The organism is Acetobacter sp., from assembly GCF_047723915.1.
Taxonomy (GTDB): domain Bacteria; phylum Pseudomonadota; class Alphaproteobacteria; order Acetobacterales; family Acetobacteraceae; genus Acetobacter.
Genome location: NZ_JBDOBQ010000004.1, coordinates 55,927 through 81,830, shown reverse-complemented (window position 1 = coordinate 81,830; position 25,904 = coordinate 55,927). Strand labels below are relative to the sequence as shown.

At 62.8% G+C, this 25,904-nt stretch carries 20 protein-coding genes; 16 read left to right on the top strand and 4 right to left on the bottom strand.

Going from position 1 to position 25,904, the window contains the following annotated elements; genetic code table 11:
* The first annotated feature begins 10 nt into the window (after nucleotides 1–10).
* Both mutS and ABF990_RS04165 read left to right on the top strand, forming a co-directional pair.
* Nucleotides 11–2,695: a DNA mismatch repair protein MutS gene (mutS, locus tag ABF990_RS04170; protein WP_415499983.1), complete on the top strand. Its 2,685-nt coding sequence runs from the start codon at nucleotides 11–13 to the stop codon at nucleotides 2,693–2,695.
* A gap of 54 nt (nucleotides 2,696–2,749) precedes the next feature.
* On the top strand, nucleotides 2,750–5,716 hold the full coding sequence (locus ABF990_RS04165; RefSeq protein WP_415490271.1) for a [protein-PII] uridylyltransferase: 2,967 nt from the start codon (nucleotides 2,750–2,752) through the stop codon (nucleotides 5,714–5,716).
* A 115-nt stretch (nucleotides 5,717–5,831) separates the two neighbouring features.
* Here the strand turns inward: ABF990_RS04165 and ABF990_RS04160 are convergent, their stop codons facing one another.
* Nucleotides 5,832–6,704: an NUDIX domain-containing protein gene (locus ABF990_RS04160; protein WP_415499982.1), complete on the bottom strand. Its 873-nt coding sequence runs from the start codon at nucleotides 6,702–6,704 to the stop codon at nucleotides 5,832–5,834.
* A gap of 114 nt (nucleotides 6,705–6,818) precedes the next feature.
* Here ABF990_RS04160 and ABF990_RS04155 point away from each other — a divergent pair, with 114 nt between their 5' ends.
* The 5 genes from ABF990_RS04155 (at nucleotide 6,819) to ABF990_RS04135 (ending at nucleotide 13,049) form a co-directional block, all read left to right on the top strand.
* Nucleotides 6,819–8,627 carry an ABCB family ABC transporter ATP-binding protein/permease gene (locus ABF990_RS04155; RefSeq protein WP_415499981.1) on the top strand — a complete coding sequence of 603 codons (1,809 nt, stop codon included), beginning with the start codon at nucleotides 6,819–6,821 and terminating at the stop codon, nucleotides 8,625–8,627.
* 83 nt (nucleotides 8,628–8,710) lie between these two features.
* Nucleotides 8,711–9,004, top strand: a complete 294-nt coding sequence (locus ABF990_RS04150; protein WP_415490274.1) for a hypothetical protein — start codon at nucleotides 8,711–8,713, stop codon at nucleotides 9,002–9,004.
* Nucleotides 9,005–9,150: 146 nt separating this feature from the next.
* Nucleotides 9,151–9,456 carry a 50S ribosomal protein L28 gene (rpmB, locus tag ABF990_RS04145; protein WP_415490275.1) on the top strand — a complete coding sequence of 102 codons (306 nt, stop codon included), beginning with the start codon at nucleotides 9,151–9,153 and terminating at the stop codon, nucleotides 9,454–9,456.
* A 243-nt stretch (nucleotides 9,457–9,699) separates the two neighbouring features.
* Nucleotides 9,700–11,787, top strand: a complete 2,088-nt coding sequence (gene fusA, locus ABF990_RS04140) for an elongation factor G (protein WP_415490276.1) — start codon at nucleotides 9,700–9,702, stop codon at nucleotides 11,785–11,787.
* A 194-nt stretch (nucleotides 11,788–11,981) separates the two neighbouring features.
* Nucleotides 11,982–13,049: an FkbM family methyltransferase gene (locus tag ABF990_RS04135; RefSeq protein WP_415490277.1), complete on the top strand. Its 1,068-nt coding sequence runs from the start codon at nucleotides 11,982–11,984 to the stop codon at nucleotides 13,047–13,049.
* A gap of 88 nt (nucleotides 13,050–13,137) precedes the next feature.
* Here the strand turns inward: ABF990_RS04135 and ABF990_RS04130 are convergent, their stop codons facing one another.
* Nucleotides 13,138–15,936: a phosphoenolpyruvate carboxylase gene (locus ABF990_RS04130; protein WP_415499980.1), complete on the bottom strand. Its 2,799-nt coding sequence runs from the start codon at nucleotides 15,934–15,936 to the stop codon at nucleotides 13,138–13,140.
* Nucleotides 15,937–16,207: 271 nt separating this feature from the next.
* Between ABF990_RS04130 and ABF990_RS04125 the strand changes: the two genes are divergently transcribed.
* The 9 genes from ABF990_RS04125 (at nucleotide 16,208) to ABF990_RS04085 (ending at nucleotide 24,255) form a co-directional block, all read left to right on the top strand.
* Entirely contained in the window at nucleotides 16,208–17,506 is a 1,299-nt protein-coding gene (locus ABF990_RS04125; RefSeq protein ID WP_415499979.1) for a DUF445 domain-containing protein, read from the top strand.
* Between the two features lie 152 nt (nucleotides 17,507–17,658).
* Complete coding sequence (locus ABF990_RS04120; RefSeq protein WP_415490281.1) at nucleotides 17,659–18,126, top strand: SUF system Fe-S cluster assembly regulator; 468 nt, start codon at nucleotides 17,659–17,661, stop codon at nucleotides 18,124–18,126.
* Nucleotides 18,127–18,129: 3 nt separating this feature from the next.
* A complete protein-coding gene (gene sufB / locus ABF990_RS04115; protein WP_415499978.1) occupies nucleotides 18,130–19,620 on the top strand; it encodes a Fe-S cluster assembly protein SufB in 1,491 nt (496 codons plus the stop codon).
* A 13-nt stretch (nucleotides 19,621–19,633) separates the two neighbouring features.
* A complete protein-coding gene (gene sufC / locus ABF990_RS04110; RefSeq protein ID WP_415490283.1) occupies nucleotides 19,634–20,410 on the top strand; it encodes a Fe-S cluster assembly ATPase SufC in 777 nt (258 codons plus the stop codon).
* Nucleotides 20,411–20,427: 17 nt separating this feature from the next.
* Nucleotides 20,428–21,687: a Fe-S cluster assembly protein SufD gene (sufD, locus tag ABF990_RS04105; protein ID WP_415490341.1), complete on the top strand. Its 1,260-nt coding sequence runs from the start codon at nucleotides 20,428–20,430 to the stop codon at nucleotides 21,685–21,687.
* Nucleotides 21,684–22,937, top strand: a complete 1,254-nt coding sequence (locus tag ABF990_RS04100; RefSeq protein ID WP_415490284.1) for an aminotransferase class V-fold PLP-dependent enzyme — start codon at nucleotides 21,684–21,686, stop codon at nucleotides 22,935–22,937. Before sufD ends, ABF990_RS04100 begins: the two co-directional genes overlap by 4 nt.
* Nucleotides 22,934–23,383 carry a Fe-S cluster assembly sulfur transfer protein SufU gene (sufU, locus tag ABF990_RS04095; RefSeq protein ID WP_415499977.1) on the top strand — a complete coding sequence of 150 codons (450 nt, stop codon included), beginning with the start codon at nucleotides 22,934–22,936 and terminating at the stop codon, nucleotides 23,381–23,383. Before ABF990_RS04100 ends, sufU begins: the two co-directional genes overlap by 4 nt.
* Nucleotides 23,370–23,867, top strand: coding sequence for an SUF system Fe-S cluster assembly protein (locus ABF990_RS04090; RefSeq protein ID WP_415490286.1), 498 nt, complete (start codon nucleotides 23,370–23,372; stop codon nucleotides 23,865–23,867). Before sufU ends, ABF990_RS04090 begins: the two co-directional genes overlap by 14 nt.
* 19 nt (nucleotides 23,868–23,886) lie before the next feature.
* Nucleotides 23,887–24,255: a HesB/IscA family protein gene (locus tag ABF990_RS04085; RefSeq protein WP_415490287.1), complete on the top strand. Its 369-nt coding sequence runs from the start codon at nucleotides 23,887–23,889 to the stop codon at nucleotides 24,253–24,255.
* Here ABF990_RS04085 and ABF990_RS04080 read toward each other — a convergent pair.
* Nucleotides 24,203–25,504 carry a class I SAM-dependent RNA methyltransferase gene (locus ABF990_RS04080; RefSeq protein WP_415490288.1) on the bottom strand — a complete coding sequence of 434 codons (1,302 nt, stop codon included), beginning with the start codon at nucleotides 25,502–25,504 and terminating at the stop codon, nucleotides 24,203–24,205. The genes ABF990_RS04085 and ABF990_RS04080 overlap by 53 nt on opposite strands.
* Nucleotides 25,505–25,631: 127 nt before the next feature.
* Nucleotides 25,632–25,904, bottom strand: a 273-nt coding sequence (locus ABF990_RS04075; RefSeq protein ID WP_415506481.1) for a hypothetical protein, incomplete at its 5' end; no start/stop codon positions are given.

Sequence of the window (25,904 nt, the reverse complement as noted above, 5' to 3'; positions counted from 1 at the left end):
TGATATGGGCATGACACGCATCTCCCCCGAAGGCGCCTCTCCGGCGATGGCGCAGTGGTTCGCGCTCAAGGCCGAGAATCCCGAAGCCCTGCTGTTTTTTCGCATGGGCGATTTCTACGAACTGTTCTTTGACGACGCGGTGACGGCGGCTGCCGCACTCGACATTGCCCTGACCGCGCGCGGGAGCCATGCGTCCGAACCCATTTCCATGTGCGGCGTGCCGGTGGCGGCAGCACCTGCCTATCTGGCGCGGCTGATCCGGCGTGGTTTTCGCGTGGCGGTGGCCGAACAGACGGAAACCCCGGTCCGTGGTCGCCCCAGCAAGGGGCCGCTGGCCCGGGCCGTGGTGCGGCTTGTCACCCCCGGCACCCTGACCGAGGACGAACTGCTTGAACCCGGCCGCTCCAACCTGCTGCTGGCGCTGGTTCAGGGTGCCGCCGCAGGCCGGGGGCGGCGCGCGCGTGACAGCGGGCGAGATAGCACGCGAGACGGGGCAAACCCGGCGCAGGCATGGCTGGGTGCGGCATGGATCGATGTCTCGACCGGTCTGTTCGAAACCGCAAGACTGACCGGGCGCGCCCTGCCAGCCCTGCTGGCGCGGCTGGACCCGGCGGAAATTCTGGCGTCATCCGGGGTGGAACTGGGCGACTATGCCATGCGTCTGGCCCCCGAACGCGCTCCCGTCCCGACTGAGAGCGCGCGCCAGCGTCTGGCTGCGGCGTTCGGCGTGGCCAGCATGGAAGCGTTCGGCACGTTCTCGGACGAGGAAACCCTGGCGGCCGCGCAGGCCGTGGATTACGTGCGCCGTACCCAGGCCGGGCAGATGCCGCGCCTGGCGCATCCCGTGCCCCAGAACGATGGCGGCGTGCTGAGCATAGACCCCGCCACCCGTGCCAGCCTGGATATTCTGCGCGCGCGTGACGGTGGGGCCGACCACACGCTGTTCGCAGCTCTCGACCGCACAGTCAGCGCGGCAGGGGCGCGGCAACTGGCCGAATGGCTGGCGTCCCCCCTGACGCAGGTTGAACGGATCGCTGGTCGGCAGGCCGGGTGGCTGTGGCTGAAGGACGAGCCCGTGCGGGCCCAGTCCCTGCGTGACGCCCTTAAAAAAGCGCCTGACATGGCCCGTGCCCTGGGCCGCCTGTCCGTGGGGCGCGGGCAGCCGCGTGACCTTGCCGGTATACGGGACGGTCTTGGGGCGGCGCGGGACGCGGCGGCCGCACTTGGTGGTGGGCAGGCTGCCCTGCCTGAAATCCTGCAAAAAGCCGTACACTGCCTGGGCGGGGCAGAGGGGCTCAGGGCCCGGCTTGGCCGCGCCCTGGCCGAGCATATGCCCGCCAAGCTGGATGACGGCGGGGTGGTGGCCCCCGGTTTCGATGTGGAACTGGATGAACACCGCAGCCTGCGTGACGATTCACGTCGCCTGATTGCGGAGTTGCAGGGCGAATATGCTGCTCGTTACGGCATGGCCAGTCTCAAGATCCGTCACCACGCCCAGCTTGGTTACGTCATGGAAGTGCCGGTGGGCGCCGCGACCCGGCTGAAAGACCGGGTCGAGCTTATTCTGCGGCAGGGCACGGCCAGCACGGCGCGTTTTGTCACCGACGAACTGGCCAGCCTGGACGCCCGCATCATGCAGGCGGCGGACAAGGCCGCCCAGCGCGAGAAAGCGCTGTTCGCGGGGCTGGTCGCGGATATTCTGGCCGAATCCGACCTGCCCGCCGTGGCCCAGGCGCTGGCGGTGGTGGACGTGCTGCAATCCTGCGCCGTTCTTGCCACCGGGGGAACCTGGTGCTGCCCGAGTGTTACCGACGATACGGCCTTCCGCCTTGAGGGATGCCGCCACCCGGTGGTGGAAGCCGCCCTGCCCGCGGGCGTACGCTTTACGCCCAATAGCTGCGATCTTGCGCCGGAATACAGGATCATGCTGCTGACCGGGCCGAACATGGCGGGCAAGTCGACTTTTCTGCGCCAGACAGCCCTTGCGGTCATTCTGGCGCAGGCGGGTTTTCCGGTTGCGGCGGACCGGGCGCATATCGGCGTGGTCGACCAGCTGTTCTCGCGCGTGGGCGCGTCGGACGATCTGGCGCGGGGGCGCTCGACTTTCATGGTCGAAATGACCGAGACCGCGGCCATTCTCAACCAGGCGGGCCCGCGCTCCCTGGTGGTGGTGGACGAAATCGGGCGTGGCACGGCAACGCTGGACGGTCTGGCCATTGCCTGGGCGGTGCTGGAAGCCCTGCATTCCACTGTGCGCTGCCGCGCGATTTTTGCAACCCACTTTCACGAACTGGGGAGGCTTGTGGATACGCTGCCCCGGCTGTGCCTGCATACGATGGCCGTGCGGGAATGGCAGGGCCAGATTGTCTTCCTGCACGAGGTGCTGGCGGGCACGGCCAAAAAAAGCTGGGGCGTGCATGTGGCGCGGCTGGCCGGTGTGCCCGCTGGCGTGGTGGACAGGGCGGGGCGCTTGCTGCGCGAGTTGGAGCGTGCTGAAAATACAATACCCGAGCCGCTACCGCTGTTCGAGGCGCACAAGGCAATACCCACGGTGCCTGAAAATACGCTAGGACAACGCCTGATGGACATTGATCCCGATACCTTGACCCCCAGAGGTGCCTTGGATCTGCTTTATGAGCTTTGCAGGGAAGCACGGCAGCAGGCCGATGGTGTGGAGCAGTCTTTCCAGTCCTGATCGTATCGTGTCACCCAGGTCTTCTTATTCTTCAGGAATCGAACCCGAACCCCGATGTCCATTTCTCCCGTACACGCTGCCCCCGGGCAGCAGCCCGACATGACCGTGCTGGCCGCGCTGACGCCAGAAGCCCTTGCCGCGTGCCTGACGCGGGAACTCAGGGACGCCACGGCCCCGGACGCCGCAACCCCCGAGCGGGAAGAAGCCGTGGCGATCTTCCGCCGCTATCTGGGGCGCTACCAGGCGGATGTGCGCAACCGCTTCGAACGTTATGAACTTAAAGGGGCGGCTTCGGCCAAGCTGATCGCAGCTTTTACCGACGTCATGCTGCGCGCGATCATCGACCTGGCCATTCGCGCCAATCCGGGCCTGCATGGGGCGGGCGGGGTGCCCGTAAGCGGACTTTCCGGGTTTGCCGTGGCGGCCACGGGCGGGTATGGCCGTGGCATGCTGGCGCCGTTCAGCGATATCGACCTGCTGTTCCTGATCGGGGATGACGTCGGGGAACGGGTTCATCCGCTGATCGAATACGTGCTGTATTTCCTGTGGGACCTGGGGCTCAAGGTAGGGCATGCCACGCGCACCATCTCCGAATGTATCGATGAGGCGACGAAGGATACGACCGTGCGCACCGCCCTGCTGGATGCGCGGCTGCTGATGGGGGATATGGCGTTTTTTGCCATGTTCGAGGCGCGCTATATCCTTGCCAGCGTGGAAGCGGGGCCCGCGGGGTTCATCCATGACAAGCGGAGCGAGCGGCTTGAACGCCACCGCCGCTTTGGTGACAGCCCTTATCTGGTGGAGCCCAACATCAAGGAAGGGCGGGGCGGTCTGCGCGACATGCAGACCCTGTACTGGATGTGTCGCAACACATTCGGCACCCGCCACGTCAAGGACCTGCTGGCGCCGGAATTCATCTGGATGGGCCTGCTGACCGAGCAGGAAGCGGCCCGCGCCCGCCGGTCGTGGGACTTTCTGTGGACCCTGCGCCTGCACCTGCATTACGTCGCCGGTCGGGCGGAAGAACGGCTGACCTTCGACATGCAGCCGGTGATCGGCGCGCGCATGGGCTATACCCGCCATGGCCGCCAGAATGGCGTTGAACGCTTCATGCGCCATTACTTCCTGACCGCGCGTGAGGTCATGCGCCTGACCCATGTGCTCGAACCCGCCGTGCTGCGGCAGGCGCAGGGGCCGGTCGCGCATGCCGCCAAGCCCGATGACGCCATGCGCGAGGCCGGGTTTACCCTGCTGGACGGACAGATCCTGCCCGATCGCGGTGTGTCGTTCGACCAGGACCCCATCAAGATGATGCAGATCCTGGACTGGGCCCGCCTGCGCCGCAGGCCGCTGCACCCTCTGGCCCGCCACCAGCTTATCCGCTGGGAACGCCGCGCCACCGCCTTGCGCGACGACCCCGAAGCGGCCCGTATTTTTCTGGACCTGCTCTGCGGCGAAATACCGCAGGAGGAACAGCGCCCCCGCCGGCGCAGGGCCAGTGCGGTCGCGGCTGCCGTGGCGGCGGAGGAAACCACGCCCGCCTATTCGGCCGCCTATGGCAGCCACCCGCCATCGGGGCATTCGCACTGGCTGCATATCCTGAACGAGACCGGTATTTTCGGGCGACTGATCCCGGACTGGGCGCGCATTGTCGGGCAGATGCAGTTCGACACCTATCATGTGTTTACGGTCGATGAACACACGATCGAGGCTGTGCGTATTCTCGATGAAGTCGTGGCCGGGCGCATGGCCGATGAAATTCCCATTGCCTACGACCTCATCAAGGACCTGCAATCGCGCTGCGCACTGTATATGGCGGTGCTGCTGCATGACGTGGCCAAGGGGCGCGGGGGCGACCATTCCGAGATCGGGGCCGAGATCGCCGCCGAACTCTGTCCCCGCCTTGGCATGTCGGGCGAAGAGACCGAGACGGTCTCGTGGCTGGTGCTGCATCACCTGCTGCTTAGCCATACGGCCTTCCAGCGCGATATCGACGACCCCAAGACCATTCTGGATGTGGCCGATATCGTCCAGTCGCCCGAGCGGCTGCGCCTTCTGCTGCTGCTGACCATTGTGGACATGCGCGCGGTCAGCCCCCGGGTGTGGAACGCCTGGAAGGCGACCCTGCTGCGTGAACTCTACGTGCGCGTGGCTGAGGTGCTGGCAGGCGGGCTCGCCACGACCGAGCGTGACGTGCGCGTGCGCCACGCCAAGGATACGGCAGCCGAAATCCTGACCGAGGAAGGTGTCTCCCGGCGCGATATCGACCGGTTTCTGGGGCTGGGTTACGCCGGGTACTGGCTGTCTTTCGACTATGAGACCCATAGCCGCCACGCCCGCCTGATCCGCGAGGCCGACCGCCGTGACTCCCCGCTGACGGTCGAGGTCCTGCCCCTGCCTGCGCGCGGGGTTACGGAAGTGACGGTCTATACGGTGGACGTGCCGGGGCTGTTTTCCAAAATTGCCGGAGCACTGGCCCTGGCCGGAGCCTCCATCGTGGATGCGCGCATCCATACGATGACACATGGCATGGCGCTGGATACGTTCTGGATTCAGGACACGTCCGGCCAGGCCTATGAGGAAACACACCGTCTGGCGCGCCTGTCATCGCTGATAGAGCAGGGCCTGAGCGGACAGATCGACATCGAGGCCGAAATCGCTCAGGCCGGCTTCGGGCACATGCCCATGCGTATGCGCGCCATTCATGTGCCGCCACGGGTGGTGGTGGATAACGGTGTGTCCAACACCCATACGGTGATCGAAATCAACGGCCGCGACCGCCCCGGCCTGCTGCATGACGTAACCCAGGCCATGAGCCGCGAAAGCCTTCAGATCGCCTCGGCCCATATCACCACCTACGGTGTGCGGGCGGTGGACGTGTTCTACGTCAAGGACATGTTCGGCCTGAAAATTACCGACAAGAAACGGCTGGAGGAAATTCGCGTCAGCCTGCTGGCGGGACTGAAGGAAGCCGAGGCCGAGGCCAGTGCAATGGCCCAGGCACGCTATTCGGGCTCATAAGGGGGCGTATGGCGGCGCAGGGGCATGGCGTTGCCGGGCTGAACCTGCGCGGGCCGTGACATGTGCGGCCTGGCTGGTCGTAGTCAGAGCGGTTACGACCAGCGTGATTGCGGGTTCAGGCCCGGGCCAGGGTCCGGCCCGGGCTTGCGGGGGAAAGCCCCTTGTCCAGCCCGGCGCGCAGCATCCGCCCCTCGGGGCTTGAGGGGTCGATCAGCCCCTGACGCAGGAACAGGTCGATCAGCACCAGATTGACGTTGAACTTGAAGTCATCCGTATCGCGCACGATCCTGAACGCTTCTTCCAGCGCGATCAGGGCGAAGGATTCAACCTCGCCATCGGCGGCGGCGGGGGTAAAGCTTTCGGGCAGGTACAGGTCGTAGCAGTACAGAATATCGCGGCGCAGCCCTTCCTCGCGGTTGAGCGCATACACGATCCGGCCGGTCTGTGTGGCCTGGGCCGCAAGCTCGGGGCCTATGCTGGCTTCTTCCGCGGCTTCCTTCGTCAGAGCCTCGAACGGCGTGTGCCCGGCGGGCATGCCGCCTGCCACGAGATGATCGAGCTTGGAGGGGTCCAGTCGTTTGTTGGCTGCCCGCCGCCCGACCCACAGGTGCAGGCCGCGCGGCGTGCGCACCAGCCCGTTCATGTGAACGCCTACGGCCACCAGCCCGAACAGCGGGAGTGCGCCGCGGTCGATCCGGCCCAGAACGGGCTCACCCAGATCGGGCATGACATCGAACACTTCATGGTGGGACTTGTAATATCCCTCTGTCGCCAGCGTTTCTCCCAGGGCTTCAAGCCGGTCGGGGTGGGGCAGGTCGAACCCCTGCGCCCTGCTGCCCAGCCCCGCGTTTTCGAGCCGGTCGAACAATGCGGGCGTGATCCAGCCCGCGGGCGTTCCCGCAAGGGAAAACGGTGCCCGCCCACCCTGCAGGGTCGCGGAATTGCAGTGCTGGAGATGCCTCATGAAAGGCGATGGGTCAGAAGACATGAACCGTCCTGTCAGCCCGTGGCGGGCAAATAAGGCACCTGTTATCGGGTGTGCGCTCCGCCGTGGCAAGGCTTCGGGGTTTGCAAAAACAGCCCGGCATGCCAAATCCAGATCATGCGTCCTTCTCCCCATGCGGCGTCCGGGCCGCTGCACAAACCGGCAAGCACGACATTCGCGCGCCTTCTGCCCTATCTCTGGCCACAGGGAAACCGCGCCCTGCGTTGGCGCGTGGTGCTGGTGCTGGCGGTCATGGTGGCGGGCGAGTTCGCGACACTGGCGGTGCCGCTTGTCTACAGCCGTGTGGTGGACCGGTTCGTTCATCCCGACAGCCTGGCCATGGCGCCCGCCCTGCTTATTATCGGCTACGGGGTTGTCCGCCTTGTCGCGGCGGCGCTGACAAACCTGCGTGACGCGCTGTTCGCGCCCGTGCGCTTCAGGGTTGCACGGCAGGCGGCGTATCGCAGTTTCCGCCATATGCATGCGCTGTCCATGCGTTTCCACCTCGACCGTCGCACCGGCGGCGTGACCCGTGCCATAGAGCGCGGGACGGAGGCGGTGGAAACCCTGCTGCGCATGATCATGTCCATCTCGCCCACCATCTTGCAGGCGGCGCTGGTCATGGGTGTGATCGGGCATATCTTCAACTGGAAATACGTCGTCCTCATGGGGGTGATGATCGTGGCGTATATCGTGTTCACCGTACGGTTCACGACATGGCGGCTGGGCATACGGCGGCGCATGAACGAAACGAACAGCGAAGCCACCGGCAAGGCGCTGGACAGTCTGCTCAATTATGAGACCGTCAAGTATTTCGGGAACGAGGAGCACGAGGCCACACGCTACGACAACGCACAGGCGCGTTACGAGCAGGCCGCGCTGAGCACGCAGTATTCGCTGGGTACGCTCAACTTCGGGCAGGCGGCCATTATTGCCGTGTCCCTGGCCGCCATCATGCTGCTGGGCGGGTTTGACGTGCAGGCCGGGCGTATTACCGTGGGTGAGTTCGTGATGGTGAACACCTACCTGCTCCAGTTATACGGTCCGCTCAATTTCCTCGGTTCGGTTTATTCGGGTATCCGCACGGCGCTGGTCGACCTCGAACACATGCTGGGCCTTGCGGACGAGACGGTGGAAGTGGCGGACCCCGCCACCCCGCTCCCCCTTGCGACAACGCTGGCCAATTCCGCCCCGGCCAGGGTGGAGTTTCGCGATGTCCGGTTCGGTTACCGCCCCGACCGCGAAATCCTGCACGGGGTCAGCTTTGTGGTGGAGCCGGGCCACAAGGTGGCCATTGTCGGCAGTACGGGGGCCGGTAAATCCACCATCAGCCGGCTTTTGTTCCGCTTTTACGATGTGTCATCCGGGGCGGTGCTTCTGGATGGCCATGATGTGCGCGATTACAGGCAGGCAGACCTGCGTGCGGCCATTGGCGTGGTGCCGCAGGATACCGTGCTGTTCAATGACACGATCGGCTATAACATTGCCTACGGTCGCCTTGGGGCCACGCAGGATGAGGTGGAACAGGCGGCCCGACTGGCCCAGATCCACGATTTCATCGCCTCTCTGCCCGATGGCTACAAAACCCGGGTGGGTGAACGCGGGCTGAAGCTGTCGGGGGGCGAAAAGCAGCGCGTGGCCATTGCCCGGACGATTCTGAAAGACCCACGCGTTCTTGTGCTTGACGAGGCCACAAGCGCGTTGGACACACATACCGAAAAAGAAATTCAGGCCGCGCTGAAAACCGTAGCCGCCCGACGCACGACACTTGTCATAGCCCATCGCCTGTCCACCATTGTGGATGCGGACGAAATCCTGGTGATGGGGCAGGGGCTTGTGGTGCAGCGTGGAACCCATGCGGCCCTTCTGGCCGAAGGCGGGCCATATGCCGCCATGTGGGCGGCACAGGGCAGCGAAGGGGCTTGAGCGTGTCCAGGATTGGCGGCCCATGAACGGCCAGAAGCGACAGCCCGTCGAATCCGGGGGGTGGCGCAGCAAGGGAGAGAGAGATGGCTGATACAGCGCATAATACCGGCGACAATGCGGGTGCCGGTCCCGACGTGCCCGAAGATCTGGCGCGCTGCGCCATGGTGGTCGAACACGCCATAGACCACCTCAAGCAGGAAAAGTTCCCCCCCCTTGCCGTGGCGTCAGCCCTGCTGGGTGGCGCTCTGGGCGTGCTGGCGCGCAGCATGGACCGTGACACCGTTCTGCGCATTCTCGATTCCGCGGCCGCCAGTGTGCGTTCGGGGGATGTCCATGCCTCCGTCCATGCCGACACCGAGGCCGGGCCGGGCAATTAAACTGGCCCTCGGGCGAGAAAGCCTGGGCACAACCCTTGACTGGAGGCGGCGGGTCAGTCATAAGCCGCGCCAATCATGGATGTAGATGCCGGGCATTTGTCTCGGCCCTGTGTTCCCTATTTTTAGTCAAGACTAAGGATGAGACAATGTCCCGTCGTTGCCACATCACCGGCAAGGGCGTGCTGACCGGAAACAACGTCAGTCATGCCAACAACAAGAGCCGTCGCCGTTTTCTGCCCAACCTGCAGGAAGCATCGCTGGTTTCCGAAATCCTGGGTTCTGCCGTGCGTATGCGCGTCAGCACCCGTGGCCTGCGCACCATTGAACACAATGGTGGCCTGGACGCGTTCCTGCTGAGCACGCCCAACCGCAAGCTCCCGACCGAAGCGCTGGTCGTCAAGCGCCGCGTGCAGCGCGCTCAGGCCAAGAAGCAGGACGCCGTCAGCGCCTGATTTTTCAGCGTCTGTTTTCGGCGGAGCCGGGTTTCATGTCCCTGACCCATGCGGTCATGTGGCAGGAACCCGGTTTCTGTGTGGTTCGGGTGACTGGCCTTTTGCCAGGCATCTTTGTCTATCGGCCGGTATCCGGCAGCCGGCCTTCCTGAACGGCAATGTTTCAGGTTGGGCCCGTGGTGTTCGGTGGCCACAGGCGCGAAGGGGTTCCTGTCGCGCCTGACCTGTTTTCTGGAGGTTTTCGTGTCCGCCAAATCTGATCTCTCCAAGATCCGCAATATCGGTATTACCGCCCATATCGACGCCGGTAAGACGACCACGACCGAGCGCATCCTGTATTACACCGGCGTTTCCCACAAAATCGGTGAAGTGCACGAAGGTAACACCACGACCGACTACATGGCGCAGGAACGTGAGCGTGGTATCACCATCACCTCCGCCGCCGTGACGTGCGACTGGAAAGACCACCGGATCAACATCATCGATACGCCCGGACACATCGACTTCAACATCGAAGTGAACCGTTCGCTGCGCGTGCTCGACGGTGCCGTGTTCATCATCGAGGGTGTGGCTGGCGTTCAGCCGCAGTCCGAGACCAACTGGCGTCTGGCTGACCGGTACAACGTGCCGCGTATCATTTTCATCAACAAGCTCGACCGTACGGGTGCGGACTTCTACCGCGCGTTCGACACGTTGAAGGAAAAGCTCGATATCATCGCCATTCCGCTGCAGCTCCCCATCGGTGCGGAAGACCAGTTCATCGGTGTTGTCGACCTGGTGGAAATGAAGGCCATCGTCTGGGAAGGCGGTGAACTGGGTGCGAAGTTCCATGACGAGGAAATTCCCGCCGACCTGAAGGAAAAGGCCGCCCAGGCGCGCCAGGAACTTCTGGACACGGCCCTGGCTGTCGATGAAGCCGCCATGGAAGAATACTTCGACAAGGGCGATGTGTCTGTTGAAACGCTGAAGAAGTGCATCAAGAAGGGTGCCATCAGCGGTGAATTCCGTCCCGTCCTGTGCGGCACGGCCTTCAAGAACAAGGGCGTGCAGCCCCTGCTCGACGGGATCATCGACTATCTGCCCGCCCCTGACGACGTGGCCGGCATTCGTTGCGCCCCGCCCGAAGGCGAGGAAGCCGACGACAAGAACCAGCCGATCATCCCCGTCGACCCCGATGGCAAGTTCGCCGGTCTGGCGTTCAAGATCATCAACGACAAATACGGCACGCTGACCTTCGTGCGCGTCTATCGCGGCGTTCTCAAGACGGGTGACACCGTTCTGAACACCACGAAGGGCCACAAGGAACGTATCGGCCGTATCTATCAGATGCATGCCGACAAGCGCGAAGAACTGACCGAAGTGCATGCCGGTGATATCGCGGCGTTCGTGGGCCTGAAGGACACCCAGACGGGTGACACGCTGGCCGACGGCTCCGATCCGGTGGTGCTGGAACGCATGTCCTTCCCGGTTCCGGTTATCGACATCTCCGTCGAGCCCAAGACCAAGGACGCGGTCGAGAAGATGACGCTGGCCCTGCAGAAGCTGGCCGGTGAAGATCCCTCGCTCCAGCTCAAGACCGACCAGGAAACCGGCCAGACCATTCTGTCGGGCATGGGCGAGCTGCATCTGGACATCATCATCGACCGTCTGCGTCGCGAATACGGCGTGGAAGCGAATGTAGGTGCGCCGCAGGTGGCATACCGCGAAACCATTTCGCAGACCCACACGGAAACCTATACCCACAAGAAGCAGTCCGGTGGGTCGGGTCAGTTCGCTGAAGTCAAGATCAGCTTCGAGCCGGTCGAACGTAACGGCGGTATCCTGTTCGAAAATCAGGTTGTTGGCGGCACCGTGCCGCGTGAATACATCCCGGCGGTTGAAAAGGGTATTCGCGTTCAGTCCTCCACCGGCGTGCTGGCTGGCTTCCCGACCGTGGACTTCAAGTTCACGCTGCTCGACGGTAAGTACCATGACGTCGACTCGTCCGCACTGGCGTTCGAAATCGCCGCCAAGGCCTGCTTCCGCGAAGGCATGAAGAAGGCTGGCCCTGTTATTCTCGAACCGATCATGGATGTGGAAGTCACCACCCCGAACGATCACGTGGGTGACGTGGTGGGCGATCTCAACCGTCGTCGTGGCATGATCCAGAACCAGGAAACTTCGGGTTCCACGGTTATGGTGCGCGCCTATGTGCCGCTGAAGGAAATGTTCGGTTACATTTCCCACCTGCGGTCCATGACCAAGGGTCGTGCATCCTTCACGATGCAGTTCCATCACTACGATCCGGTGCCGCGCAACGTGGCCGACGAAATCATGGCTGCGTCCCGCTGATTTCTGGAGCATTCCAGATTGTAGACATCAAGGCCGTTCCCGTAAGGGGCGGCCTTTTTGTTTGGTGTTGCAAGGTATGCCCGTTCGCTCTGCTTCGACCGAAACAACATACTATAGTGGCGGTAGCTGAGATTGCAGCGAGGAATGAAAATGTATAATAGCAATCAATAATATCAGCAGATGGAAAAAATGTAATGTCAGCCAATCTTCCTGGTAGTTTAGATAACTTTTATAATGTTATTCTTGGAATGAGTCTTAATAGTCTTAAATTCAATAATTTAAGCGATAATTTTGATGCTGAAAGGTTCAATGTCGGGGGGCAGGATCTTTCCGGGGATTTTGAACTGAATTCGAGGATTTTTTATTTTACATGGTTCTTTTTCAAAAGAGAGGAATTGTTCAAGGCGTATTCGGCTCTTGGTAATGACAGTTCTAAGCTGCTGTATATCTGCCTGATTGTGTACCGGCTGGTCGGCCATCTTTCTTTCAGGATTCCGGCCGAGTTTCTTTCCCGGCCCCAGGATCTTGAGGCGCTGAAAGCTGTCGAGAAACCAACGGAGAGCCCCTACCCGGTAACCGGCATGTTCGGCAAACTGCGGCATTATGATTTTGAATTTCATGGCAAGCGCTATGTTGCTGACTGTCTGGGGTTTGAATCCTATCTTTATCGCAGGCAATATTTTTACGATCAGGACGGCGTTTGTATTGCGCCTGAAGTCGGAGATGTCGTCATCGATGGGGGTGCTTGCACGGGTGATACGGCGCTGGTGTTTTCCAATGCCGTTGGCCCGGAAGGAAAGATCTATTCCTTCGACCCCGTGAAGGAACATATCGATATTCTGAATTATAATATCGAGCAGTTTCCGCTTCGTAATGTCGTTGCGATGCCCTACGGACTTTCAGATCACGAGGTTAAAGCCCCGCTGATGGTCACCAACCATTATGCACCGGGTTTTTCGGCGGCTTCGCAGGTCGTGCCGCTTATATCGCTCGACCTTCTTGTCGCGCGCGGTGAAATTGAAAAGATCGATTTCATCAAGCTGGATGTGGAAGGTGCGGAACTGGAAACACTCAAGGGGGCGCAGGACAGTATCCGGCGTTTCCGTCCGAAGCTGGCCATTTCCCTGTATCACAAACCCAATGATATTTTTGAGCTGATCGACTACGTGAAAACGCATTTCGATTTTTATGCTCTCTATATCGGGCACTACACCATCCATACCGAAGAGACGGTCCTGTATTGTATGCCTCTCAGGCGATAGGGTGGCAGCCATGTGCCTGTAAAGCAGAAAAAGGCCGCACCTTCACGGGGTGCGGCCTTTTTTTACCCGATGTCCGAATTCGACGTGTTCAGCCAAAGGCGCCGATATCGTGCATGAGGGCGACGCTGATCTCGCGCAGGAGTTCGAACAACTGCGCCATGGGCGTGAAAATTTCCCTGTGTTCGCGGATATAAATACTTTCGTCCCGCGGGCCCGCAGGTTCATGGAAGTCGAGTTCCGATGGGCCGCTGCCGGTGGGGAAAATATTGCCCAGTTCCTGCAGGACCGCCGGGATTTCCAGGCAGAGGACCTGCTGCATCATGGTTTCGTGGTTGAAACCGCCCCGGGGCATAAAGAACGGAATACGGCATGCCAGCAGCCAGATGCGTTCGATCAGCATGATACGGATCGCATGCAGCAGGCGAATGCGCGGCTCAACCCGGGGTGCATGCTGCCAAGCCTCGCGCAGGGCCAGATGATCCGCCTGGATACGGCGGAACAGGGTCTGTAATTCGGCCGAGAGATTCAGTTTTTCCAGATCCCGCATGATTGCCAGAAAAGCCTGACGCCGCTTGGCGGTGTTTTCCTCTGTCGCGCGATCCAGCCAGAAGCCGGGGTCCAGCATGCACACGACGCTCTTGAGCACCTTGTCGTCAGAACTGGCCAGGGCATGACGCGCGAAATCAAGGGCGCGGTAAAAGCGCGGGCTGGAGGTGTTCAGGGTTTCGAACGTTTCGGGGTGGCGGCGGGCGGCGGCTCCCAGCCCCTGAAGCGTGTTGGCACACCAGCCCAACTGCTGCAGGATGGCGTTGTTGGGAATGGCGCGTAGCTGGCCGGGATGGGTAATACGGCTGCGGGTCGCGGCTTCGGCACTCTGGCGGGCAGGTGGGCGCGAGCCTGTGCGGTCGATCAGAGACGGGCCGAACGCCCCGAGCAATGCCGCATAGCCGGGGTCGGCCACCAGGCTTTTCATGTTGTCGATCACGCTGGAGAAAAAATCCGCCGCGAAATCGGGGTGGTCGTAAATCGGGTCGCTGTCCTGTCGGTGGGGCAGGTAGATGTTTTCGGCAATGGTGGCCAGTGTCGCCCCCGCCAGTTCCGGGGTGCCGAACAGCAGATAGCCGTCTCCACCCTGGAAGGATGTTTCTTCCCGCCAGACAATGCCGCTTTCCTCGAAACGGTTGCGGACATGGGCTGGAGACAGATAGTCGAGCCTGTCCGCCAGGCGGAACGGATGCGCGCCGCGTCCGATGCTTTCGCCATGTGTGTCGAAAAAAACGACCGTGACATCGGACAGGCCCCAGCGGGCCAGCAGATCCCCGATGCGCAGCCGCAGCCGCTCGATCTGGTAGGAGGCGGCAAGCTGGCCGATATAACGCCCGGAATCGGAATAGCCGAACTGGAAGCAGATACGCCCCATGCGCCGCACATAGTCACGCCACGCGGGGGAGCGCAGGGCTTCCTCCACAATGTGCGCGCCATTGACCAGTGCTTCTTCCGTTTCGAACAGCGGGGAAATTTCGATCTGTCCGGCAACGCCGAAATAGGTTGCCGCCCAGAGTGCCGCCAGAAGCGTGTAGCCGGTTTCGGTCTCCGCGATCAGGAAGCGGACCGGTGTTTTCGTATCCACGAATTTGGTGATCTGGGCGATGGTCATCAGCAGTCGCCCGGCGGTGGAGGAATCGTTCAGCAACGCCCCGAAATCGACCGGCACGGGCTCGACGGCCTCCAGCGCCTCGTTCACCTGAATAAGCAGGGCGCGTCGGTGCACGGGGTTGCCCGGGTCGTCCAGCAGCTTGAGCTTCTGGCGCACAAAATTATGCACCTGCACGGAGTTCAGGCGCACATGTGTATGGGCCAGCCCCAGCCCATGGGCCATAAAGCCTGCGCGGGCCACGGCCAGCGGCACCTGTGCGGAGGGCGCCGCGCTGTCGATTGCGGCCTGTAGCAGGTCTTCAAGCTCTGCTGCGTGGGTCAGGGCTGTTGCGCGCCCGTCCACCATAAGCTGGGCGAAGTTGGCCACGGCCTGAACGTCGGCCGGCCCTGTGGGGGCTGCGCTGATCTGCCCTTTCACGCAGGCTATGGCGTTTTGCAGCGTCTGCGCCAGGTCGGGGGCCAGAACGCCTTCATGGGTGATCTGCTGTTCCAGACGCATAAGCTGGAACAGTTTCATGCGCAGGCGCAGACGCAGGGTATCCCACCAGCCAATATCCGTGCGGCCGTCCGTATCGTAACCGACCCAGCTTGTGGCAATGACGGGGCACGGGGCCAGGTGCTGCCAGTTGTCCGGCCAGGCGGTTTTCGCGGTTTCCAGCAAGGCGGCCGAGAGCAGGTCTATGGCGTCGCGCGCGCGGGTTATGGCCTGCGCGGCCAGCGTGAATTCCTCCTCCAGCGTCGGGGGGGCGGTGCGGCGGTGTGTCTCGAAAAAAGGGGCTGTTTCGGGCGGCATGACGGTGGAGGCACTGGCTGCCACCGCCGCATAGACAGGGTTGCTCAGCGCGAATGTCGGGTGCGCGGTAAACACGGCCGCGAACCGGATGGTGCTGGTTGCTTCCTGATACGCGGCGAATGTGGGTTCGGGCAGGGTCGCGCGGATGTGTTCGGCCACGTCGCGCAGTTTTTCGTGCGCGGCGGCGGGGGTGGCCCCTCCCACGTAACGGTGCAGCCGCCGTGCGCGGTTCAGAAACGCCTCGTCCCGCAGGGCGCGGATCAGGGTGAGAATATCGTCATAGCCGATCTCTTCGCGCTCGAAGGCCTCGCCCAGGCGCAGGGCCGTCGCCATGACCGGATTGGTGCCTTCCGCCACAGTGCCGGGCGCCGATGAGTCGCCCACGGATGCAAGCAGAGTGCGGATGCGCGGCGGAAGAGATGAAAAATCTGGGGACATGGGGCGCGCGGGGTCCTTGCAGGATTGGTCGGTAAGACATGTGACGTTATGCGCAAACGCGGTGAAGAGTCTTTTCACGTCTGCAGGGTGCGTGCAACAGCCTGCGGCCGGATGGGGCGCGTCTGTGGCGGACCTGCCCCATTTCAGCCAGGCAGAGGGGGGCAGGGCGGATATCGGGGGCGACTGCGCCGGACAGGGGTGTCACGCGTTATGGGTGCGCAGATGATGCCAGCCACTTGGGGCCGGGGCTGCGGGGTGCTATCGAACAGGCATGACGTCACAGGTCGAAAACACAGGGGATTTCGCCGCCCGGCAGGTGCTGCGGCGATACAAGAGAGCGGCTACGGGCCTGCTGGTGCTGATGGGCGGGCTGACCGTTCTGGGTTACGCGGCACCCGCGGCCGGCTGGGTCAGGGACGGTTTCTGGCTGGAAATGCTGCGTGCCGGGGCGCGTGCGGGCGTGGTTGGCGGGCTGGCAGACTGGTTCGCGGTGGTGGCGCTCTTCCGTCACCCGATGGGGTTGCCGATTCCGCATACGGCGATCCTGCCTGCCCAGAAAGACCGCCTGGGCAATGCGCTGGGGCGTTTTGTGGCCGGGCAGGTGTTTACGGAAAAAGAAGTCACGCGGGTGCTTGCGCAGATGGACGTGCCAGCGCTTGTCGCCCGTATGCTCGACGATTCCGCAACACAGGACACGATTGTCGGGGCCGTAACCCGCTCCACACCGCAGATTCTCGACCGGCTGGAAGACGGGCGCGCCAGTCGCGGGCTGGCCCGTGTATTGCCGCGACTCCTTGGCGGGAACGACCTGGCGCCCGTTATTGCCAAGGCGCTGCGCAGCATGGTGGATGACGACCGGCACCAGGAGGTGCTGTCCTATCTGCTGGGCCAGATCAAGGACGGCCTGCAATCCAAGGAATCGTCGCTGCGCGCCATGATCGAGGACCGGGTGCGTGAACAGGGTGGCCGCTTTCTGGGCTGGGCCATTGGCGGGTCCATTGCCACCAAGGTCATTCTGGCGGCCGGCAAGGAACTGGAACGGGTGGACCCCGAAAATTCCAGCCTGCGTGAAGGGTTTACGACCTGGGTGCGCGCCCAGGTGGACCGGATCGAAACCGACCCCGAACGCGGGCGGGAGTTCACGCAGGCCGTCATGTCCGTTCTGTCGCATGACAGCGTGGCGGGCTGGTGGGGCGATATCTGGCACAGATTCCGCCGCATGGTGGAGTCCGACATAGAGGACCCCGAGGGGCGCGTGGCCTCTCTGGTTCGTGATGGGTTGAGCCGTCTTGCCACGCAGGCCCGGACCGACGACGTGCTGCGGCGGCGTATCGTGGACGGGACGAACCACGCCGTGCTGCGCATGCTGCCCTTCGCGCGGGAACGGGTGGGTGACTTTATTGCACGCGTGGTTTCGGGCTGGAATACGGTGGAAATGGCGGACCGTCTGGAACTGCGCGTCGGCAAGGACCTTCAGTTCATCCGTTTCAACGGTACGCTGGTGGGCTTTGGGGTGGGGGCTCTGCTGTTTGCCATCCTGCGGCTCATGTTCGGGCTGAACGCCCAGTAGAATTCGCCCCTTCCGGCGTTCAGGCGCGGGCAGGGCGATGGACAGCTATGCGGGTGGCAATATTCCCGCCGATTTGGGTTGACGCAGGCCGTTCTTGAGGCCATGTATCCGAAACAGGACCGCACAGGTCTTTAATTGGTGAAGGCCGGATAATGCTGAAACTTTCCCGCCTGGCGGACTACGCGATCGTCATTCTTGTCAAGCTGGGCGAACAGGCCGGGGTCGTGACCTCGCCCTGCCTCGCGGCAGAGACAGGCGTGCCCGAACCGACGGTTGCCAAGGTGCTCAAGGTGCTGGCGGGGGACGGTTTCGTGCTCTCGCAACGTGGGGCCAAGGGCGGTTACAGACTGGCCCGACCACTTGCCGACATTTCTGTCGCCAGCGTGATCACGGCGGTAGACGGCAAGATCGCCCTGACCGCCTGTGTCGATGGCGGTGGGTGCGATAACGGCGTAACATGCAGCCTGTGCGGCAGTTGGGATACGATCAATCAGGCAATCCGCACGACGCTGGAGGGCATATCGCTCGAGAGCATGCGCCAGAGCCAGACAATCCGTCCGCCAAGACCCTACAGCAATGGCGTGGCAAGTACTGTTCAAGAACTGCGTGGAGGGGCCTAGGTCATGCCGGCCGTAACAGAAACCCGCGAAGCCGTCGAAAAGCTCGGTCAGTCCACATATAAATGGGGCTTCGAGACCGAAATCGAGATGGATATGGCTCCCAAGGGCCTGAATGAAGACATCATCCGTCTGATTTCCACCCGCAAGGAAGAGCCGGAATGGATGCTGGAATGGCGTCTGGCGGCGTTTGCCACATGGCAGGCCATGCGCGAGCCCGAATGGGCCAAGGTGTCCTACCCGCCGATCGATTATCAGGACCTGCATTACTATGCGGCCCCCCGTCGCAAGCCGGGGCTGAAATCCCTTGATGAAGTCGACCCCGAGCTGCTGAGAACCTACGAAAAACTGGGTATTCCGCTGCATGAACAGGCCCTGCTGGCCGGCGTGGAACTGCCCGAGGGCGAAACCGCCCGCCCGCCTGTGGCGGTGGATGCGGTGTTCGACAGCGTGTCGGTTGCAACGACCTTCCGCAAGACGCTGGAAGAGGCAGGGGTGATCTTCTGCCCCATTTCAGAGGCGGTGAAGGAACACCCCGAACTGGTGCGCCGCTACCTGGGCAGCGTGGTTCCGGCGGGCGACAACTTCTTCGCGGCGCTGAACTCCGCCGTGTTCACGGACGGCTCGTTCGTTTACGTGCCCAAGGGCGTGCGTTGCCCTATGGAACTGTCTACCTATTTCCGTATCAATGCGCGCAATACCGGGCAGTTCGAGCGTACGCTGATCGTGGTGGAGGAAGGGGCTTCCGTCTCCTACCTCGAAGGCTGCACGGCCCCCATGCGCGATGAAAACCAGTTGCACGCGGCTGTGGTGGAACTGGTGGCCATGGATGACGCCTCCATCAAGTATTCCACGGTGCAGAACTGGTACCCGGGGGATGAGGAAGGGCGCGGCGGTATCTACAATTTTGTGACCAAGCGTGGCGCGTGCCGTGGCGCGCGGTCCAAGATTTCCTGGACTCAGGTGGAAACCGGCTCGGCCATTACCTGGAAATATCCGTCCTGCATTCTCCAGGGTGAAGGCTCTGTGGGGGAATTCTATTCGGTCGCGGTCACGAACAACTGCCAGCAGGCCGATACCGGCACCAAAATGATCCATATCGGGCGCAATACGCGGTCGACCATTATCGCCAAGACCATCAGCGCCGGACGGTCGGACAGTACCTATCGCGGTCTGGTGCGTGTGCAGCCCAAGGCGTCGGGCGCGCGCAATTTCACGCAATGCGACAGCCTGCTGATTGGCGATCAGTGTGGGGCGCATACCGTGCCGTATATCGAAAGCCGCAACATGGCGGCCCGGATCGAGCACGAGGCGACGACATCGAAAATTTCGGAAGACCAGCTCTTTTACTGCCGTCAGCGCGGCCTGTCCGAGGAAGATGCGGTGGGCCTGATCGTGAACGGGTTCTGCCGCGACGTTCTGAAGGAACTGCCGATGGAATTCGCGGTAGAGGCGCAGAAACTGTTGCAGATCAGCCTTGAAGGCAGCGTTGGGTAAGGGAGTACAGACCATGAGCCAGTTTTTGGAAATTTCCGGACTGAAAGCCAGAATCGATGCTGACGGGCAGGAAAAGCAGATCCTGCGTGGCGTGGACCTGAGCATCCCCCCCGGTGAGGTGCATGCCATCATGGGACCGAACGGCTGCGGCAAGTCCACGCTGTCCTACGTTCTCGCCGGGCGTGAGGATTACGAGGTCACGGGCGGCACGGCCACCTTCAAGGGGCAGGACCTGCTGGCCATGGAGCCGGAGGAACGCGCCGCCGCCGGGCTTTTCCTGGCTTTTCAGGCGCCGGTCGAACTACCGGGCGTGAACAATGCCAATTTCCTGCGCACGGCGGTCAATGCGGTGCGTCGCGCGCGCGGGCAGGACGAGCTTGACGCTGTGGCTTTCCTCAAGCTTGCGCGGGCCGCGGCCAAGGAACTGTCCATGGCCCCGGACATGCTCAAGCGCAACGTGAATGTCGGATTTTCGGGCGGCGAGAAAAAGCGCAACGAAGTCCTGCAGATGACCATGCTCGAACCCAGCTTTGCCATTCTGGATGAAACCGACAGCGGGCTGGACGTGGACGCCCTGCGTATTGTGGCCGAGGGTGTGAACCGCCTGCGTTCGCCGCAGTTTTCCGCCCTTGTCATCACCCATCATCAGAAACTGCTGGACTACCTAGTGCCCGACCGCATCCATGTCATGGCGCAGGGGCGGATCATTCTGTCCGGTGGGCCGGAACTGGCGCGCGAGATCGACCGGGAGGGCTACACCAAATTCCTGGCGGAAGCGGAGGCAGCGTGAACGCGATCAGCACAACCATGCCCGGCCCTCTGGCCCTGTTTGCCGAACGTCTGAATGGCGTGGCCGGGCCGGAACGTCAGGCTGCTCTGGGTGCCCTGGCCCGAACCGGCCTGCCCACCCGTCGCACGGAAGCATGGAAATATACCGCCCTGCGGGCGCTGGGCAGCAACAGCTTTGCAGCTCCGCCTGCGGCGTATGACCGGGCGCGGGCAAAAGCCCTGCTGGACGGCCTGCTGGCCCGGCATGAAAGCCTGGCCACGCTGCCGCGCGTGGTGCTGGTCAATGGCTGCCATGCCCCCGAACTCAGCCATGTGCCCGATACGCTGACGGTGGAGTTTTTTGACCCGTCTTCGTCCTTCGGGCTACAGGCGGCCCCCGATCGGGACCCGCTGGTTGCCCTTAATACCGCTCTGGCGGCGGGGGGTGTCACGCTGTCCGTGCCCGCTGGGGTCAAGGCCGGGCAGATCGCGGTCATATCGCTGGGGCTGGCGGGCGAACACGCCCTGTCCTACCACCCGCGTCATGCGATCTCGCTTGCGGCGGGGGCCAGCCTGTCGGTACTGTCCATCCATGCGGGGGAGGGCGCGTATTTCCATAACCCCGTCACGGATATCCATGTGGGCGAACAGGCCGAACTCCGGCATGTCACCCTCCAGCTTGAAGCGGCCGAGGCGGTCAGCCTTGGTACGGTTTACGCCAAAATCGCAGCCCATGGTGTGTATGACAGCTTTGCCCTTGGGCTGGGTGGCGTGCTGACACGGCACGAGGTGCATGCCTGCCTGGCGGCGTCCCATGCTCTGGTTCATGTCAACGGCGCGCAACGGCTGGGCGGACGCCAGACAGGCGACATGACCAGCGTGATCACCCATGCGGCACCTGACTGCGTGTCCCGTCAGACGGTGCGCAATGTGCTGGACGGGCACGCGCGCGGTGTGTTCCAGGGCAAGGTGCTGGTGGAACGCGTGGCCCAGAAGACCGATGGTTACCAGATGAACCAGGCCCTTCTGCTCTCCCCCGATGCGGAGATCGACGCCAAGCCGGAACTGGAAATCTACGCTGACGATGTGCGGTGCAGCCACGGTGCGACTGTGGGCGCGCTGGATGACGACCAGTTGTTCTACCTGCGCAGCCGCGGAGTGCCCGAGGTGCAGGCTCGCCAGATTCTGATCGATGCGTTCCTGGATGAAGCTCTGGCGCTGGTGACGGACGACACGGCACAGGCGATCTGCCGGGCCATCATGGCTGAGCGGTTCGGCCAGGGGGGAGACCACGCATGAGCGTCGCAGCCACCACACAGCCCCATACCGGGGGCTTCGATATCGCGGCCATTCGCGCACAGTTTCCCATCCTGTCGGAAACGGTGCATGGCAGGCCGCTGGTTTTTCTGGACAGTGCGGCCTCCGCCCAGAAGCCCGAGGCCGTGATAAGCGCCATGGCGGAGACCATGCGCCACCAGTATGCCAACATCCATCGCGGCCTGCACTGGATGAGCGAGCGCACGACCGAGGCGTATGAAAATGCCCGTGATCTGGTCGCGGCGTTTCTGAATGCTCCCTCGCGCGATGAGATTATTTTCACGCGCAACAGTACCGAGGCCATCAACCTGGTGGCGCATTCCTTCGGGAGCATGCTCAAGCCGGGGCAGGCGGTGCTGATTTCGGAAATGGAGCACCACGCCAACCTTATTCCCTGGCAGATGCTGCGTGACCGTGCAGGCATAGAACTGCGTGTGGCCCCCATTACTGATGCGGGTGATATCGATCTGCCTGCCTATGAAGCCCTTCTGGCCGACGGCAAGGTGGCGCTGGTGGCCATAACCCACATGTCCAACGTGCTGGGCAGTATTACCCCGGCCCGTCAGATCGCGGACATGGCCCATGCGGCGGGTGCGCTGGTGCTGTTCGACGGCAGCCAGGCGGTGGTGCACCATCGCACCGACGTGCAGGCCCTGACTGCGGATTTCTATACCTTTACCGGGCACAAGCTCTATGGCCCTACCGGTATTGGCGTGCTGTGGGCCAGACGTGCCCTGCTGGAGGACATGCCGCCCTTCCTGGGGGGGGGAGATATGATCTCCACCGTGACCTTCGAAAAATCGACCTGGGCCAACCTGCCGCACAAGTTCGAGGCGGGCACGCCCGCCATTGTGGAGGCCATCGGTCTGGGTGCGGCGGTGTCCTGGGTCCAGGATGTGGGGTTCGAGGCGATTGCAGCGCATGAACAGGCATTGACCACCCATGCCCTGAGCCGTCTGGCCGATGTGCCGGGCCTTGCTGTGGTTGGCAGCCCCGCACGCCGGGGCGGGGTGGTGTCGTTCACCATGGCCGATGTGCACCCGCATGATATTGCGACCCTGCTGGACCGCAACGGCATTGCCATACGTGCGGGCCATCACTGCGCGGAGCCGCTCATGCGCCGCCTGGGGCTGAGTGCCACCGCCCGTGCGAGCTTCGGGATCTACACCACCCGCGACGAGATCGACACACTGGCGGATACGCTGGTGCGGATCAGGGACTTTTTTGTGTGATCGACAGCGACGAGGCCCTGTACGACCGGTTGATCGTCACGCGGGCGAAAAAGCCCCTGCATGCGAACCCTCTTTCCGCGCCCGATGTGAGCGGAGAAGGCAAAAATCCGCTTTGCGGTGATCGTACGCGGCTCGATATCCGGCTTGAGGGCCACCATATAGCACAGATCAGCCACCATACGCGGGGCTGTGCAATCTGTGCGGCAACGGCTGATCTGATGGTCGAACGGCTGGCCGGGTGCAGTATCGAACAGGCTCATGCCCTGTCGGGCCGTTTTTCCGCCCTGCTGCGGGACGGGGCGGCCAGCGCGGATAGCCTGCCCGGGCTGGCGGAACTGGGGGCTTTGCAGGCCCTGGCCCCGGTACGGGCCCACAAGGCCCGTATACGGTGTGCCGAACTGCCGTGGATAGCCCTGAAGGAGGCTCTTTCTCATGTCCGTAACTGACGATGTGCGCGCTCAGGACCATGCTCCCACGCCCCAGACATTGACCACGCCAGACGCGGCGGACGTTCTGCACGCGGACCACGCAGGTGGGGCGGAACAGGCAGCGGTGGAAAGCTGGCGCCCCGACGGGGACGATGCCGCCCCATCCTCGGCCAGTCCGGCTGAAGGTACGGCGGCCACGCATCCGTCGGAGGATGCGGTGATCGAGGCGATCGCCACGGTTCATGATCCGGAAATACCGGTCAATATTTACGAACTGGGCCTGATTTACGCGATTGACCTGTACGATGACGGGCGCGTGCGCGTTGAAATGACACTGACCGCCCCCAACTGCCCCAGTGCGCAGGAACTGCCTGTGCAGGTCAAGGACGCGGTTGAAAAACTGCCCGGCGTAACCAATGCCGAGGTCGAAATTGTCTGGGACCCGCCGTGGGACATGTCGCGCATGAGCGATGAAGCCCGCCTGTCCCTTAACATGTTCTGACACAGGAAAGGCCGGAACGATGTCACAAAGCATCAGCACTGCTCCGCCACGGCGCGCACTCCCGCCCTTGATGAGCCTGACCGATGCTGCAGCCGAACGGTTGCGGCACTTATACGCCACGGCGCATGCGGGTCAGCTTTTGCGTATTTCAGTCACCACGCGCGGTTGCTCGGGTCAGGCCTATGACATGCAGTTTGTCGAAAAGCCGGGCGACGGGGACGAAATTATCCGCGACCATGACCTGACCCTGCTGGTCGACCGCAAGGCCACCCTGTTCCTGATCGGTTCGCAGATGGATTACCGGATGGGTGATCTGGAGGCCGGATTCGTGTTCGTCAACCCGAACGAGAAGGGACGGTGCGGCTGCGGTGAGAGCTTTCACGTCTGAAGCTGCACACCGTCTCAGTCTCGGCCGACCACAGAAACTGATCTATGACAGCCACGCTGTCCAGCCGGTATCCGGCGTCGGCCAGCATGGCTGCATCTTTTGACAGAGCTGCGGGGTTGCAGCTCACGTAAATCACCTGCGCGGGCTTGCCCTGGGCGATCTGGCGCATCTGCAGTCTGGCGCCCGCATGTGGCGGGTCCAGCACCACCACCGGTGTTTTGGCAAGGTCCTTCGCCATGACGGGCTGACGGTTCAGATCCTGGCAGTGTGTCTGAATACGGGTATTGCCGGCAGCCTTCAGGGCTGCGCAGGCCGGGGCATGCCCTTCATACGCGAGCACACGGCAACGTTCGGAGAGCGGGAGCGTAAGCGTGCCGCACCCGGCGTAAAGCTCGATCACGCTTTCACGACGCCCGAGTCTGTCCGGCAGGGCTGCCATGACCGCCTGCTGAATAGCCTGCTCACTCTGTAGGGTTGCCTGGAGAAACGCGCCGGGCGGCGGAGTAAGCCTGTGTCCGGCAATGGTCTGAAAAACCGGCCCGTTCTGTGCCGCAGTTTCGGGCTCGCCCTCGGCCTTGAGCAGCCGCCAGGCGATTCGCGGTATGCCATGCTCTTCAGCCAGCCGGGCAAGCCTGACCCTGTCTGGCGCCTGTAGCGCGGCATCTGTCAGCAGCACGATATCCGGCCCGGAGTCGAGCAGGTTGATATGCAGACTCGCCGTGCTGCGAATAGCCTGTAGGCTGCGCAACGTCGTGCGGAAGGCGGGCAGAAGGCGCAGGATGTCCGGGTTCAGGACCGGGCACACGCTCATATCCGTTACGGTGGTGCTACCGCGTGCATGCAGGCCGACCAGCATGGCATCTGGCGTGCGCCTTACAGCCAGATCCACCCTGCGGCGGCTTAGTGGCGGCACCTGGTAGCGTGTCGGTTCTGGAATGGCGGAAAACCCGGCTTTTTCCAGCGCATGACGCACCTTGCCGACTTTCCATTCCAGCAGGGCATCGGGCTGCATATGCTGGAGCGAGCATCCGCCACAGGTGCCAGACAGCGGGCAGGGGGGTGTAACGCGACTGGGCGACGCCTGAAGGATCGTATCCAGCCGCCACACGCCTGCGTTGTTCTGCGCCAGACGAACATGTTCGCCAGCCAGTGTGCCCGCGCAATACGTAACCTGCCCGTCTGGCAGGCGCACAGCGCCGTCTCCCTGCGCGGCAAGATACAGGACGGGTGCCTCGACTACCGTAGTCACGACTGTATGTATCAGGTCGCGGCGGGAACTGGCGGTGCGGTTTCCGTTGGTGCTGCGGAGCGTGCGTCTGCATTTGCCGCATCCGGGTGTTCGGAGTCGCGGCGGGGCAGAAGCATGAAAGCGGGCATCAGTTCACCAAAACCCACGACATCGCCAGCCGGCATCGGCGCAATATCGTCACGCTGGTGGCGACCAGGCTTGTTGGGCGCCCTGCTGCCAGACTGCTGGCTGCGTTCGGGGCGATGCTCCGGTTGCGTGTCACGCGGCTGTGCCGGTCGTTCGTCACGTCCGGCAGGCTGATTCTGGGTCTTGTGCCTGGACTTGGATTTGTCTTTGTTGCGATCCCGATCCCGATCCCGATCCCGATCCCGATCCCGATCCCGATCCCGATCCCGATCCC

Excerpts from the sequence above, each read along its gene's own strand:
- mutS (WP_415499983.1), top strand. The coding sequence starts at position 11 with ATGACACGCATCTCCCCCGAAGGCGCCTCTCCGGCGATGGCGCAGTGG.
- ABF990_RS04165 (WP_415490271.1), top strand. The coding sequence starts at position 2,750 with ATGTCCATTTCTCCCGTACACGCTGCCCCCGGGCAGCAGCCCGACATG.
- ABF990_RS04160 (WP_415499982.1), bottom strand. The coding sequence starts at position 6,704 with ATGTCTTCTGACCCATCGCCTTTCATGAGGCATCTCCAGCACTGCAAT.
- ABF990_RS04155 (WP_415499981.1), top strand. The coding sequence starts at position 6,819 with ATGCGTCCTTCTCCCCATGCGGCGTCCGGGCCGCTGCACAAACCGGCA.
- ABF990_RS04150 (WP_415490274.1), top strand. The coding sequence starts at position 8,711 with ATGGCTGATACAGCGCATAATACCGGCGACAATGCGGGTGCCGGTCCC.
- rpmB (WP_415490275.1), top strand. The coding sequence starts at position 9,151 with ATGTCCCGTCGTTGCCACATCACCGGCAAGGGCGTGCTGACCGGAAAC.
- ABF990_RS04135 (WP_415490277.1), top strand. The coding sequence starts at position 11,982 with ATGTCAGCCAATCTTCCTGGTAGTTTAGATAACTTTTATAATGTTATT.
- ABF990_RS04130 (WP_415499980.1), bottom strand. The coding sequence starts at position 15,936 with ATGTCCCCAGATTTTTCATCTCTTCCGCCGCGCATCCGCACTCTGCTT.
- ABF990_RS04125 (WP_415499979.1), top strand. The coding sequence starts at position 16,208 with ATGACGTCACAGGTCGAAAACACAGGGGATTTCGCCGCCCGGCAGGTG.
- ABF990_RS04120 (WP_415490281.1), top strand. The coding sequence starts at position 17,659 with ATGCTGAAACTTTCCCGCCTGGCGGACTACGCGATCGTCATTCTTGTC.
- sufB (WP_415499978.1), top strand. The coding sequence starts at position 18,130 with ATGCCGGCCGTAACAGAAACCCGCGAAGCCGTCGAAAAGCTCGGTCAG.
- sufC (WP_415490283.1), top strand. The coding sequence starts at position 19,634 with ATGAGCCAGTTTTTGGAAATTTCCGGACTGAAAGCCAGAATCGATGCT.
- sufD (WP_415490341.1), top strand. The coding sequence starts at position 20,428 with ATGCCCGGCCCTCTGGCCCTGTTTGCCGAACGTCTGAATGGCGTGGCC.
- ABF990_RS04100 (WP_415490284.1), top strand. The coding sequence starts at position 21,684 with ATGAGCGTCGCAGCCACCACACAGCCCCATACCGGGGGCTTCGATATC.
- ABF990_RS04090 (WP_415490286.1), top strand. The coding sequence starts at position 23,370 with ATGTCCGTAACTGACGATGTGCGCGCTCAGGACCATGCTCCCACGCCC.
- ABF990_RS04085 (WP_415490287.1), top strand. The coding sequence starts at position 23,887 with ATGTCACAAAGCATCAGCACTGCTCCGCCACGGCGCGCACTCCCGCCC.